The sequence below is a fragment of the Streptomyces capparidis genome (genome assembly GCF_054782095.1).
On record NZ_BAAGTD010000011.1, the window covers coordinates 1 to 12,727 of the forward strand.

Annotated in this window: 10 protein-coding genes and 2 pseudogenes; 3 read left to right on the forward strand and 9 right to left on the reverse strand. The window is 73.7% G+C overall.

Annotated features, from left to right (window positions below; all coding sequences use genetic code 11):
- Window positions 1-649 (reverse strand): annotated as a pseudogene (locus ACYVO2_RS11410) (hypothetical protein); the annotation flags it as partial.
- A gap of 64 nt (window positions 650-713) precedes the next feature.
- Complete coding sequence (locus tag ACYVO2_RS11415; protein WP_461007579.1) at window positions 714-1,016, reverse strand: hypothetical protein; 303 nt, start codon at window positions 1,014-1,016, stop codon at window positions 714-716.
- Between the two features lie 136 nt (window positions 1,017-1,152).
- Here ACYVO2_RS11415 and ACYVO2_RS11420 point away from each other — a divergent pair, with 136 nt between their 5' ends.
- A complete protein-coding gene (locus ACYVO2_RS11420; RefSeq protein WP_461007580.1) occupies window positions 1,153-2,148 on the forward strand; it encodes a LuxR C-terminal-related transcriptional regulator in 996 nt (331 codons plus the stop codon).
- Window positions 2,149-2,283: 135 nt separating this feature from the next.
- Here the strand turns inward: ACYVO2_RS11420 and ACYVO2_RS11425 are convergent, their stop codons facing one another.
- The 3 genes from ACYVO2_RS11425 to ACYVO2_RS11435 form a co-directional block, all read right to left on the reverse strand.
- Entirely contained in the window at window positions 2,284-3,351 is a 1,068-nt protein-coding gene (locus ACYVO2_RS11425) for a HalD/BesD family halogenase (protein ID WP_461007581.1), read from the reverse strand.
- A 94-nt stretch (window positions 3,352-3,445) separates the two neighbouring features.
- Window positions 3,446-4,075, reverse strand: coding sequence for a hypothetical protein (locus ACYVO2_RS11430; protein ID WP_461007582.1), 630 nt, complete (start codon window positions 4,073-4,075; stop codon window positions 3,446-3,448).
- A 49-nt stretch (window positions 4,076-4,124) separates the two neighbouring features.
- Window positions 4,125-4,277, reverse strand: a complete 153-nt coding sequence (locus tag ACYVO2_RS11435; RefSeq protein WP_461007583.1) for a hypothetical protein — start codon at window positions 4,275-4,277, stop codon at window positions 4,125-4,127.
- Window positions 4,278-4,602: 325 nt separating this feature from the next.
- Between ACYVO2_RS11435 and ACYVO2_RS11440 the strand changes: the two are divergent.
- A pseudogene (locus ACYVO2_RS11440) lies at window positions 4,603-6,658 on the forward strand (thioredoxin domain-containing protein).
- A gap of 16 nt (window positions 6,659-6,674) precedes the next feature.
- Here ACYVO2_RS11440 and ACYVO2_RS11445 read toward each other — a convergent pair.
- Both ACYVO2_RS11445 and trhA read right to left on the reverse strand, forming a co-directional pair.
- Window positions 6,675-7,343 carry an acyl-CoA-like ligand-binding transcription factor gene (locus ACYVO2_RS11445; RefSeq protein WP_461007584.1) on the reverse strand — a complete coding sequence of 223 codons (669 nt, stop codon included), beginning with the start codon at window positions 7,341-7,343 and terminating at the stop codon, window positions 6,675-6,677.
- 533 nt (window positions 7,344-7,876) lie between these two features.
- A complete protein-coding gene (gene trhA, locus ACYVO2_RS11450) occupies window positions 7,877-8,527 on the reverse strand; it encodes a PAQR family membrane homeostasis protein TrhA (RefSeq protein WP_461007585.1) in 651 nt (216 codons plus the stop codon).
- A 380-nt stretch (window positions 8,528-8,907) separates the two neighbouring features.
- On the opposite strand from trhA, the gene ACYVO2_RS11455 reads away from it, so the two are divergent.
- Complete coding sequence (locus ACYVO2_RS11455) at window positions 8,908-10,770, forward strand: phosphoenolpyruvate carboxykinase (GTP) (protein WP_461007586.1); 1,863 nt, start codon at window positions 8,908-8,910, stop codon at window positions 10,768-10,770.
- Between the two features lie 162 nt (window positions 10,771-10,932).
- Here ACYVO2_RS11455 and ACYVO2_RS11460 read toward each other — a convergent pair whose 3' ends face one another.
- Both ACYVO2_RS11460 and ACYVO2_RS11465 read right to left on the reverse strand, forming a co-directional pair.
- Window positions 10,933-11,352, reverse strand: coding sequence for an SCO4983 family protein (locus tag ACYVO2_RS11460; protein WP_461007587.1), 420 nt, complete (start codon window positions 11,350-11,352; stop codon window positions 10,933-10,935).
- A 141-nt stretch (window positions 11,353-11,493) separates the two neighbouring features.
- The gene (locus tag ACYVO2_RS11465) at window positions 11,494-12,708 is read right to left on the reverse strand and encodes a pyridoxal phosphate-dependent aminotransferase (RefSeq protein WP_461007588.1); all 1,215 of its coding nucleotides are present in this window, start codon (window positions 12,706-12,708) and stop codon (window positions 11,494-11,496) included.
- Window positions 12,709-12,727 lie beyond the last annotated feature (19 nt).

The window sequence follows — 12,727 nt, forward strand, 5'->3', positions numbered from 1 at the left end:
CCAGCGCGCCGGGGGCGGGGGCGGGGGCGGGCCGGGGCGCGGCAGGTTCGGGGCGGGTGCGCGGCGACGCCTCGGGGACGGCGGCGGCCGTGGCCTCGTGCTCGCGGGCGCCGTCCGGCACGGCCTCGTGCTCGCGGGCGCCGTCCGCCCGCCCCGTGCCGTCCCCGCCCGCCGGGGAGGGCTCCCCGGCCTCGGCCAGCAACGCCTCCAGCTCGCGCCGCAGCGCCGCGATCCACTCCCTGCGCCTGGCCCGCTCCTCCCGCAGCGCCCGCGCCCGGCGCGGCCCTCCCGCGAGCGCCCCCGTCACCCCCGCCGCGCACGCCAGCGCCCCCATCCCCGCGGCCATCGCGGGACCGGCGCCCGACGCCAGCTCCACCGCGGCGCCCAGCGCCCCGAACCCGGCGCCCGCGGCCCCCGCCGCCCCCGCGGGGAACCGGCCCTGCCCGCGCGCCGCCCCCGAGGCCAGCAGGTACGCGGCGTACTCGGGGAAGGACCCGGCCGCGACCCGGGCCGCCGCGGCACGCGCGCGCTCCCGCCGGGCCGGATCGTCCGTGACCCGCTCCACCAGGGCGTCGAACACCCGCAGATGCTCCTCGCGCGCGAACGCGGCGCCGTGCTGCCCACCGTTGCCCGCCGGACGACCGGACATCTGGCTCCCCTCGTGACCGCCGCGGGCGGGGCCTGCGCCGCGCCCGGGGGGAGTGGTCTCCCCCCTACCAGGACGCCGCCGCGTTCAGTGCCCGTTCCGGACCCTGCCAGGTGAAGTCCCAGCCGCGCAGCTCCCCGCGGCGCAGCGCCTCCCGGCACACCTCCACCGCGGCGTCCTCCGCGGCCCGGGCGCCCGGGCCGTTCATGAACAGCACCGCGTACACCCCGAAGGGCGTGGCCTGGGTGTAGATGTGCTCCAGGCCGTCGTCGGGCTCCGCCGTGGAGCGCAACTGCCGGGCGATGTCCGGAGCCCCACCGGGCGCTTCATGTCCTTCGAAGGCGTGAAAACGGGCGGTAAAGGCGTACATGGCGGTCATCCCCCGATGTGTGGGCTGCGGAGTCTTAGGGACTGAATGCGGACTGGGCAACGGACGAGCGGGGAGCCTACGATGCGGAGACCTCGGAGTCGTCCGGCATGAGGTTGGGGAGGCCAGAGTGCTGCACGTGTTCGGGATAAGCGAGCGGGCGGAAGCGGTCTACCGCGTGATGCTCTCCGACCCGAGCCTCGGCGTCAGCGATCTGGCGGAGCGTCTGTCGATCGATCCCGACCAGGTGCGCTCGGCGTTCGACGAGCTGGCGCGGGCCGCGCTGCTGCGGCCGTCGCTGACCACCCCCGACCAGTGGCGGGCCGTCAGCCCCGAGGCGGGCCTGGAGGCGGTGCTGGCGCGTCAGGAGGCCGAGCTCGTCGCGCAGCGCAACCGCATCGAGGAGGCCCGCGCCGCGGCGGCAGCGCTGATGGCGGAGTACACCAAGCTCCGGCCGGGCTGGCAGTACGCCGAGGTCGAGCAGCTCATCGGCGTCGCCGCGGTGCGGGAGCGCATCGGTGAGCTGGCGCCCACCGTGCACACCGAGGTGCTCAACTTCCAGCCGGGCGGCGGCCAGTCGCAGGACAGCCTGGACGCCAGCACCCCGCACGACGAGCAGATGCTCGGCCGCGGGGTGCGGCTGCGCTACGTCTACCTCGACAGCGTCAGGAACGACGCCAGGACCCTCAGCTACGCCCGCTGGCTGACCGAGCTCGGCGGGGAGATCCGCACCGTCCCCGCGCTGCCCATGCGGATGATCGTGTACGACCGCAAGCTGGGCATCGTCCCGATAGACCTCGACGACAGCCGCGCGGGCGGGGTGCTCATCCAGGGGCCCGGCATGATCGCCGCGCTGACCGCGCTGTTCGAGCACGTGTGGGCGAACGCGGTGCCGCTCGGCGAGCCCCGCAGGCAGCGCGACAAGGGCACGGCGGACGCGCCGAGCACCCAGGAGCGGGAGATGCTGCGCCTGCTGGCGCAGGGCCTGACCGACGAGCTGGTGGCGCGCAAGCTCGGCGTCTCGGTGCGCACCATGCGCAGGGTGGCGGCGAACCTGATGGACCGCCTGGGCGCGCGCAGCCGCTTCCAGGCGGGGGCGCTCGCGGCGGCGCGCGGCTGGATCGAGCTGGACTGAGCGGGGCGACCGGGACGGACGGGCCGTCCGGCGGGTCCGAACCGGCCGGTCCGGGCGGAGGCTTCCGGCCGCGGGGCCGTCCGGCGGGGGCGGGAGCGGCGCCGTCCCGGCGGGTGCGCGTCGTGGGAACGCCATTCAGTCCACCCTTCGCTTGCTCCGGCCCTCCTCGGCCGCGCGCAGCCGGGTGACCTCGACCTCGTCGAGCTCGCCCCGGCGCAGCACGTCGATCGCCTCGGCGACCTCCCGCACCGCCTCGGTGAGCCGGCGCACGATCAGGTCGCGGTCGTCCGTCCACGGCACCTCGCGCAGGAAGTCGTCCAGGCGGCCCCGGGCGCGCCACGCCTTGTGCCGGGCGAAGTCCACGTAGCGGCAGAAGCGCTCTACCTCGGTGTCCGGGTCGAGCTGCTCCTCGGGCCGGCCGCGCAGGAAGTAGGTGCGGTTCGGGTCGGGGTGGCTCAGGTCGCGGGTGTCGTAGCAGGAGCCGAGGGTGAACCGCTCGCCGGGCGAGCGCAGCGGCTCGGCCCGGTGCACCAGCGCCGACCCCTGGATGAGCACCGCGTACCCCGGTCCCGGCATCACCGGGGACACCACCCGCTCCGGTGGCAGGCCGCGCCCCTCGCGGAAGTGGTCGGCCGCCTCCTGCCGGGTGCCGTGGAAGTACTGGAACCGGCCACCTTCGAGGAACGCCGGGTCGTGCACCACCAGCATCATGGCCAGGCCGTTGTCGTCGTGGTGCCAGCCGTCGAAGGCCGCCTCCGGCTGCGGGTGGACGTAGTTGATGTGGGCCAGGTTGAACGGCAGCGCGGTCGGGACCAGGCCCGTCCCGGCGATGGCGCTGAAGAAGGCGGCGACGTCCGGGGACAGCGACAGGTCGCGCAGGAACCGGGAGCGGTACACCGCGCCGCGCAGCACCGGGGCCACCCGCGGGTCGGGGCTGTGCACGGCGTGCGGCCACAGCCGCTTGATCACCGCGCGGACCTTCTCCACGCCGGTGTCGGACAGCACCCGCAGGCAGGAGGTGACGGCGAGCTGCGACGGGTAGCCGGACCTGAAGCCCTCGTCGTAGCCGAGATCGGCCAGGGTGACCACTTCCCCGGGCTGTTCGAGCTGCAAGTCCGTCCCCGGGTGGAACGCGGGTTCATCCTCCAGGTACGAGTAGCCGGGCGGCGCCTCGCGTGGAAAGATGTGCGGCTCGGTCAGCATCGGGGGCTTTACTCCTATCGCTGAGCAGCAGTGGCAGGAGCGGGGCCGGCGGGTGGCACGCCGGCCCCGCTCCTGGCGCAGGGGCCAGCCGTGGTCACACGGGCGCCGCCCTGCGGTCCCCTGCGCTCATTTCGCCGCCGACGGCCACGTCGAACGTGGTGTCGTACGACCCTCCGTCACGGAGGATCTCCAGCCGGCGTCGCATCAGGATCTGCAGCACATGCGGGGGAAGCGGCAGTTCGTTGACGCTGAGCGAGGGGAAGCTGCTCGGTGGGGTGTCGGTCGGAACTCGGATCTGGTCGTTTCCGATGTCGTGGTGGCCGGCGTCGTGGGGGTTGTCGGCCGGTGAGGAGGCGAACCAGGTGCTCTCGGTGCGCACGGTGATGTTCGTCAGGCCCTGGAACCGCATGGCGATCCCCTGGGCGACGTGCAGCACCCTGCGCGGGTCGGGGGTGAACTCGAGGCGGACGGCGCGGCGGAGCGTCGGGGAGCCGCGCCGGCAGTCCACGAAGTCCCCGGTCAGCGGCTGACCGGGCGCGCCGAGGAACGTGAACCGCGTGCTGTGGCCGACGTGCACGACGAAGTCGTCGTACGCGTCCCGCCGGAAGAAGTGGACATCACTCACCAGCGAGGCGGGAGCCACGACAAGGGTGTGGCTCCGGTCGGCCGTCTCGGCGCAGAGGTTGGCGTCCCAGTGCAGGCCGGGGATCGTCGGCTCGCCCATCCCCACCTCAAGCCCTCCGCGTCCGTGGATGGTTCGAGGACCGCCGCGGTCAGTCCCAGCCGTTGTCGGCCGGGCCCTGGACCACGGCGTGGTCGGCGGTGGAGGAAACACTGGCGGCCTGCGCCGCCGTGGAGAGCCCGGCGACCACGGCGATGGCGGCGACGAACGCGACGGCCAGCCGCTTGATGACCTTCGTGGGCATTGTGGTTCCTCCCATTGTGCAAGGTTCGTGAATTCCCCGTCCCGACCCCCCGTGGCCATAATCTTTCGTCGTTCGGGCGACTTCTGTCATCCGGTAGCGCTGTCAGCCTGCTGCCGTGCAGGAGGCTGACAGGACGATGCCACCCCCCGGGGAGCGCCCCCGACCTGCCCCGCCCCGGCGCGCCGCCCCCCGCGCCGCACCCCCACGGGCGGCCGTCGCGATCCCGCCACGGCGCCCGCCCGCCGCCCCCGCCCGGGGCCCGCCGCCCGCCCGCCCCGGGCACGCCTGCGCGGCGGCGGGGGGCCGTGCGTGGGAGAGTGGGGGCATGAACAGACTGAGCGGAAGCCAGTCGCCTTACCTCCTCCAGCACGCCGGCAACCCGGTGGACTGGTGGCCGTGGGGAGAGGAGGCGATGCAGGAAGCCAGGCGGCGGGACGTGCCCATTCTTCTTTCGGTGGGATATTCGTCCTGCCACTTATGCTTCCGCTGACCACTGGTGCCACGTCATGGCACACGAGTCCTTTGCGGACGAGGAGACCGCCGCCCAGGTCAACGCGCACTTCGTCGCGGTGAAGGTCGACCGCGAGGAGCGGCCGGACGTGGACGCGGTGTACATGGAGGCGGTGCAGGCGGCGACCGGGCAGGGCGGATGGCCGATGACGGTCTTCCTGACCCCCGACGGCGAGCCGTTCTACTTCGGCACCTACTACCCGCCCGAGCCGCGCGGCGGCATGCCCTCCTTCCGGCAGGTGCTCGACGGCGTCGCCGCGGCCTGGCGGGAGCGGCGCGACGAGGTCGGGGAGGTCGCCCGGCGGGTGGTTGCGGCGCTGGCCGGGCGGAGCCTGGCGGACGAGGGCGCGCGGCCGCCCGGCGACGAGGAGCTGCACACGGCGCTGCTCGTGCTGTCCAGGGAGTTCGACGCCCGCAACGGCGGGTTCGGCGGGGCGCCGAAGTTCCCGCCGTCGATGGTGCTGGAGTTCCTGCTGCGGCACCACGCGCGCACCGGGGCCGCGGCGGCGCTGGAGATGGTCGAGCGCACCTGCGAGGCGATGGCCCGCGGCGGCATCCACGACCAGCTCGGCGGCGGTTTCGCCCGCTATTCCGTGGACGCGTCCTGGGTGGTGCCGCACTTCGAGAAGATGCTCTACGACAACGCGCTGCTGCTGCGCGTGTACACCCACCTGTGGCGGGCCACCGGCTCGGACCTGGCCCGGCGGGTCGCGCTCGGCACCGCCGACTTCCTGCTGCGGGAGCTGCGCACCCCCCAGGGCGGGTTCGCCTCCGCGCTGGACGCGGACAGCCCCGACGAGCACGGGCGGTCGGTGGAGGGCGCCCACTACGTGTGGACGCCGCGGCAACTGGAGCAGGTGCTCGGGCCCGAGCTCGGCGCCCGGGCGGCCCGCTGGTACGGGGTGACCGAGGAGGGCACCTTCGAGCACGGCACCTCGGTGCTGCGCCTGCCGGGCGAGGGGCTGCCGGGCGAGGGGCCGGAGCCGGGGGCGCGCGAGGCGCTGCTCGCCGCCCGCGGGGCGCGGCCCCGCCCGGAGCGGGACGACAAGGTGGTGGCGGCCTGGAACGGGCTGGCGATCGCCGCGCTCGCCGAGGCGGGCGCGCTGTTCGACCGGCCCGACCTGGTGGACGCCGCGGAGGCCGCGGCGGACCTGCTGGTGAGCGTGCACCTGGTGGGCGGCCGGCTGCTGCGCACGTCGCGGGACGGCCGGGCCGGGGACAGCGCGGGCGTGCTGGAGGACTACGGCGACGTCGCCGAGGGCCTGCTCACCCTGCACGGCGTCACCGGCGACCCGTCGTGGCTGACGTTCGCCGAGGTGCTGCTGGAGACCGTCCTCACCCGGTTCACCGGCGAGGGCGGCGCCCTGTACGACACCGCGGACGACGCGGAGCGGCTGATCCGCCGCCCCCAGGACCCCACCGACAACGCCGCGCCCTCCGGCTGGACGGCCGCGGCGGGCGCGCTGCTGTCCTACGCCGCGCTCACCGGCTCCGCCCGGCACCGGGAGGCGGCGGGGCGGGCGCTCGGGGTGGTGCGCGCCCTGGCGGTGCGGGCGCCGCGGTTCATCGGGTGGGGCCTGGCGGTCGCCGAGGCGCTGCGGGACGGGCCGCGCGAGGTCGCCGTGGTGGGCCCGGCCGGCGACCCGGCCACGCGGGCGCTGCACCGCGCCGCGCTGGTGGGCACGGCGCCGGGCGCGGTGGTGGCCGTGGGCGAGCCGGACGCGGACGAGGCCGCGCCGGTGCTGCGCAACCGGCCGCTGCTGTCGGGACGTCCGGCGGCGTACGTGTGCCGGGGTTTCACCTGTGAGCTGCCGACGGCCGACCCGCAGGCACTGGCGGAGCGGCTCGGCGCGGGCACGGTTCCGGCGTGAGGGACGGCCGCGGGGCTCACGGCTCCGCGGCCAGACCCCGGCCCAGGAGGTCGAGCGCGGCGTCCACGTCGGCGAACAGCCGTTCCGGGCCCGCGTCTTCCGGCCAGCCGGAGAACGCCTCCGCCAGGGCGGCCACCAGCGCGCCGCTCACCACCCGTACGGGGAGCGAACCGGGGGCGTGCCCGGTGCGCGCGGCCACGGTCTCCTGCACCGCCTCGCGCCAGGGCTCCAGGGTGCCCGCCGTCCTGGCCCGCAGGGCGGGCACCTCGCGGAACAGCCGTATCCGCACCCGCAGTTCCTCCCGGGAGTCGGCCAGGTAGTCGCCGAGCACCTGCCGTGCGACCTGCCGCAGGGACTCCGGCACCGGCTCGTCGGCGGGCCGCGCGCGCAGCGCCGCCGCCACCCGGCCGCCGTACTCGTCGGTGAGGACGATGTCCTCCTTGGCGGGGAAGTAGCGGAAGAAGGTGCTGGTGGAGACCTCGGCGGCGGCGCAGATCCGCTCCACCGTGGTGGCGTCCCAGCCGTGCAGCGCGAACAGGCGGTACGCCTCGCGGCGGATCGCCAGCCGCGTCCTGGCCTTCTTCCGCTCCCGCAGCCCGGGCCCGGCGGGTGCCGCCCCCGGGGCGGCGCACGGGGACGGCGGGCCCGCGGTCGTGCCCCCAGAGGCGGTGCGCACGGGTGTCATGGCGTCGATTTCCGGTCAGCGCGCGGCAGTTGAGCCGTGGGGCGCCTGCCTGATTTGGCGTAAGTCCGACGGTTGTTCGAGCGTGATTGTCGGTGGGGTCTGTCACTCTGGGTTCTACAGCGGTATGCCATCAGTGACGATGGTCGCGAACGCAAGGCGGCAGTCCTGTGAAGGGGGAAGGTATGAAGGCACCTCATCGTTTCGGGCACCGGCTCTGGGTCGGTGCGGCCCCGGCGCTGCTGGCCGCCGGGTTCCTCCTCGGCGGCGCGGCGGCGGTGCTGGGGCTCGCGCTGGTCGGGGCGGCGGTGGTGGCCGGGTACGCGTCCTCGCCCTCCCGGGCCACGCACCGCACGGTGCACGCGGCGCTCACGTCCGGCACCTGCCCGCGCTGCGGCCCGGCCCGCGGCACCCTCGCGGTGCGCCGCGGCGGCCCTGCCGTGCCCGCCGCCTGGGCGCCGTACGGGATGCCGCTGGCGGGCGTGGCGGGGCCGGGCGCGCCGCGGCCGGGCCGGTGCGGGCGGGGGCCCGCGTGGTCAGGAGTGCGAATAGGCGACGATCGAAATGCCCACGTAGTGCGTTACGAACGCCGCCAGGGTGAAGGAGTGGAACACCTCGTGGAAGCCGAACCACCGAGGTGAGGGGTTGGGCCGCTTGATGCCGTACACGATTCCGCCGGCGCTGTAGAGCAGTCCGCCGACGACCACGAGCACCAGCACCGCCATGCCGCCGGTGCGCAGGAAGTCGGGCAGGAAGAACACGGCGGCCCAGCCCAGCGCGATGTAGCACGGTGTGTACAGCCAGCGGGGAGCGCCGACCCACAGGATGCGGAACGCGATGCCGGCCAGCGCTCCCGCCCACACCAGCCACAGCAGCAGCTCACCGCGGCCGTTGGGCATCAGCAGGATGGTGAGCGGCGTGTAGGTGCCGGCGATGATCAGGAAGATGTTGGAGTGGTCCAGGCGCCGCAGCACGGCGTTGCCGCGCGGCCCCCAATGGCCGCGGTGGTACAGGGCGCTGACACCGAAGAGCAGGCAGGCGGTGACGGCGTAGATCGCGCAGGCGACGCGGGCCCGGGGAGAACCGGCGAGCGCGACCAGGGCGATCCCCGCGACCACGGCCGCGGGGAACATGCCCAGATGCAGCCAGCCGCGCATTTTCGGCTTGGCGACTTCCATGTGGGGCATCCGCGGAGCACCGGGGGCGGTGTGCTCGGCGGGAGGTGCTGACGGGGTGTTCGCGGCGGCAGGGATCGCGGGGGCGGCAGCGGCGGAGCGCGCCGCGGGCGGAGATGTCTCCTCTGCTGTCATGAGTGCACTTTACCTACGCGCACGTAAGTTACTTCTAAGTAAAGAGTGGTCCTGGTCACCACGGATTTGCTGGACAAGTGGGGCTGTCGCCTTAAATGCTGATCTTTGGCATGCTCGACACCGGACGATTGCCATGAAGCGTCCGGGTCGTCGCCCCCAAGGGGCCCCTCCACGCTGTGGAGACAAGCGGGTAGTAACATCCGCGAAACCCTCAACCTTGACGCCGATTCGTGCGGAATCGGCGGAACGGAGCAATCGTGGCACGCGAGAAAGCGGCTCCCTCTCCCAAACCCTCGGCCCAACCCTCCGGCGGCACTCCGCCCACCCGTCACAAGGGTCTCCTCGAGTGGGTCGGGCGGATCGCCGACCTGACCCGGCCCGACGAGATCGTCTGGTGCGACGGATCCGAGGAGGAGTACCGGCGCCTGTGCGACCTGCTGGTCGAGAAGGGCACGTTCAAGCGGCTCGACCCCGTCAAGCGCCCCGACTCCTACTACGCGGCCTCCGACCCCTCCGACGTGGCCCGCGTGGAGGACCGCACCTTCATCTGCTCGGAGCGGCAGGAGGACGCCGGGCCCACCAACCACTGGAAGCACCCCGAGGAGATGCGGGCGATCTTCGCCGACATCTTCGAGGGCTCCATGCGCGGCCGGACGATGTACGTCGTCCCGTTCTGCATGGGCCCCCTCGGCTCGCCCCTGTCCGCGCTCGGCGTGGAGATCACCGACTCCCCGTACGTCGCCGTGTCCATGCGCACCATGACCCGCATGGGCAGCGCCGTGCTCGAGCAGCTCGGCGAGGACGGCGAGTTCGTGCGGGCGGTGCACTCCCTCGGCGCCCCGCTGGAGCCGGGCCCCGACGGGGAGCAGGCGGCCGACGTGCCGTGGCCGTGCAACACCACCAAGTACATCTCCCACTTCCCCGAGACCCGGGAGATCTGGTCCTACGGCTCCGGCTACGGCGGCAACGCGCTGCTGGGCAAGAAGTGCTACGCGCTGCGCATCGCCTCGGTGATGGCCCGTGACGAGGGCTGGCTGGCCGAGCACATGCTGGTCCTCAAGCTCACCCCGCCGCGGGGCGAGCCGAAGTACGTCGCCGCGGCGTTCCCCTCCGCCTGCGGCAAGACCAACCTCGCGATGCTGGAGCCCACCACCCGCGGCTGGACGGTGGAGACCATCGGCGACGACATCGCCTGGATGCGCTTCGGCGAGGACGGGCGGCTGTACGCGATCAACCCGGAGGCCGGGTTCTTCGGCGTGGCGCCGGGCACCGGCGAGCACACCAACGCCAACGCCATGAAGACCCTGTGGGGCAACGCCGTCTTCACCAACGTCGCCCTCACCGACGACGGCGACGTGTGGTGGGAGGGCATGACGGAGGAGCCCCCGGCCCACCTGACCGACTGGCGGGGCAACGACTGGACGCCCGAGTCCGGCACGCCCGCCGCCCACCCCAACGCCCGGTTCACCGTGCCCGCGGCGCAGTGCCCGACCATCGCGCCCGAGTGGGAGGACCCCAGGGGCGTGCCGATTTCGGCCATCCTCTTCGGCGGGCGCAGGGCCAGCGCGGTCCCGCTGGTGACGGAGTCCTTCGACTGGCGGCACGGCGTCTTCCTCGGCGCCAACGTGGCCAGCGAGAAGACCGCGGCGGCCGAGGGCAAGGTCGGCGAGCTGCGCCGGGACCCGTTCGCGATGCTGCCGTTCTGCGGCTACAACATGGGCGACTACTTCGCCCACTGGCTGCGGCTCGGCGAGCGGGCGGACCCGGAGAAGCTGCCGCGGATCTACTACGTCAACTGGTTCCGCAAGGACGCCGACGGGCGGTTCGTGTGGCCGGGCTTCGGCGAGAACAGCCGGGTGCTGAAGTGGATCGTCGAGCGTCTGGAGGGCAGGGCCGAAGGGGTGGAGACCCCGATCGGCGTGCTGCCGACCAGGGAGGCGCTGGACACCGAGGGCCTGGACATCTCCGAGGAGGACCTGTCGCTGCTGCTGTCGGTGGACCGTGAGGTCTGGAAGCAGGAGGCCGCGCTGATCCCCGAGCACCTGGAGACCTTCGGCGACCACACGCCGCCGCAACTGTGGGAGGAGTACCGCAGGCTGGTGGAGCGACTGGAGCGGTAGGCGGCGGCGGGGGTCCGGGGGCGGCTCCTCCGGCAGCCGGAGGGCTCCGCCCCCGGACCCCCGCCATCGACCCCCGCCCCGGCCCCGTCGGGGGCCGTGCCCCCGGCGGCCGCGGCAGCCGTCGTCGGGGGCGCCGCCCTCCGGTTCCTCACATGTGCGCCGTCAGGCCGCCGGCGCCACCGCCGTGTCGGGGGTGGCCGGGGCGTGGGCCTCCATGCGGCGGCAGGCGAGCATGGCGGTGGTGGTGTCCTGGCGGGCGGCGGCGACGACCAGGACGCGGCCGGCGAGGGTGTGCGCCTGCCGGTGCAGCGCGGCACGGCCAGGCCCGTCGCCGGGGCGGGTGCCCTCCCAGATCCGCACGGGCGCGGTCTCGGGGCTGAGCTGCGCGATCCGCTCGGCGATCTCCCGGGCGGCGTCCGTCAGGTCCTGGGTGCCGTCGATCGCGCGCAGCTCGTCGGTGACCGCGAGCAGCGCGGCGAGGTGCCCGGCGAGCTGGGACCGCAGGTGCTCGGCGCGCGACTGCCGGGGGACGGCGGGCTCGGTCATGGTGTGCACCGACCTGGCGCGAATCGGCTCGTACACGGTGACCTCCCGGGAGTGCCTGAGGAGCGGGTGCCTGAATGCCATCCTAACTTGGACTGTGTCTAAAAAGCGAGCCGACTCGCGGTGTTCCCGGGTGGTCGGTGAGCGGTTCGGCCGGTTCTGTGCCGGTTCGGTGCCGGTTCAGTGCTGGCTGTAGCCGTCCAGGAACCGCCCGATGCGGGTCACCGCGTCCGTCAGGTCCTCGGCGCGCGGCAGCGTCACGAGGCGGAAGTGGTCCGGCTCCGGCCAGTTGAAGCCGGTGCCCTGCACGATCATGATCTTCTCGGTGCGCAGCAGGTCGAGCACCATCTGCCGGTCGTCCTTGATCTTGTGGACGGCCGGGTCGAGGCGCGGGAACAGGTACAGCGCGCCCTTGGGCTTCACGCAGGTCACACCGGGGATGTCGGTCAGCGCCCGGTACGCGGCGTCCCGCTGCGCCAGCAGCCGCCCGCCCGGCAGCACCAGGTCCCGGATCGACTGGCGGCCGCCGAGCGCGGTGGCGATCGCGTGCTGCGCGGGCACGTTCGCGCACAGCCGCATGTTCGCCAGCACGGTCAGGCCCTCGATGTAGCTGGCGGCGTGCGCCTTGGGGCCGCACACGGCCAGCCAGCCGGAGCGGTAGCCGGCGACCCGGTACGCCTTGGACAGGCCGTTGAACGTCAGCGTCAGCAGGTCGGGCGCGATCGCGGCGGTCGGGGTGTGGGTGGCGCCGTCGTAGAGGATCTTGTCGTAGATCTCGTCGGAGCAGACGATCAGCCGGTGGCGGCGGGCGATGTCGGTGATCCCGCGCAGCAGCTCGTCGTCGTACACCGCGCCCGTGGGGTTGTTGGGGTTGATGACGACGATCGCCTTGGTGCGGTCGGTGACCTTCCGCTCGATGTCGGCCAGGTCCGGCATCCAGTCGGCCTGCTCGTCGCAGCGGTAGTGCACCGCGGTGCCGCCCGCCAGCGACACCGAGGCGGTCCACAGCGGGTAGTCCGGCGCGGGCACCAGCACCTCGTCGCCGTCGTCGAGCAGCGCCTGCATCGACATCTGGATCAGCTCGGAGACCCCGTTGCCCAGGTAGACGTCCTCCACGTCCAGGGGCACGCCCTTGGTCTGGTAGTGCTGCATCACGGCCCGCCGCGCCGGCAGCAGGCCCTTGGCGTCGCCGTACCCGTGCGCGTCGCCGAGGGTGCGGAGCATGTCCTCCAGGATCTCCGGCGGGCACTCGAAGCCGAACGGGGCCGGGTTGCCCGTGTTCAGCTTGAGGATCCGGTGGCCCTCGGCCTCGAGCCGCATGGCCTCCTCGAGCACCGGACCGCGGATCTCGTAGCAGACGCCTGCGAGCTTCGTGGACTGGATCACCTGCTGCATGCCGGTTACCTTACGGGCG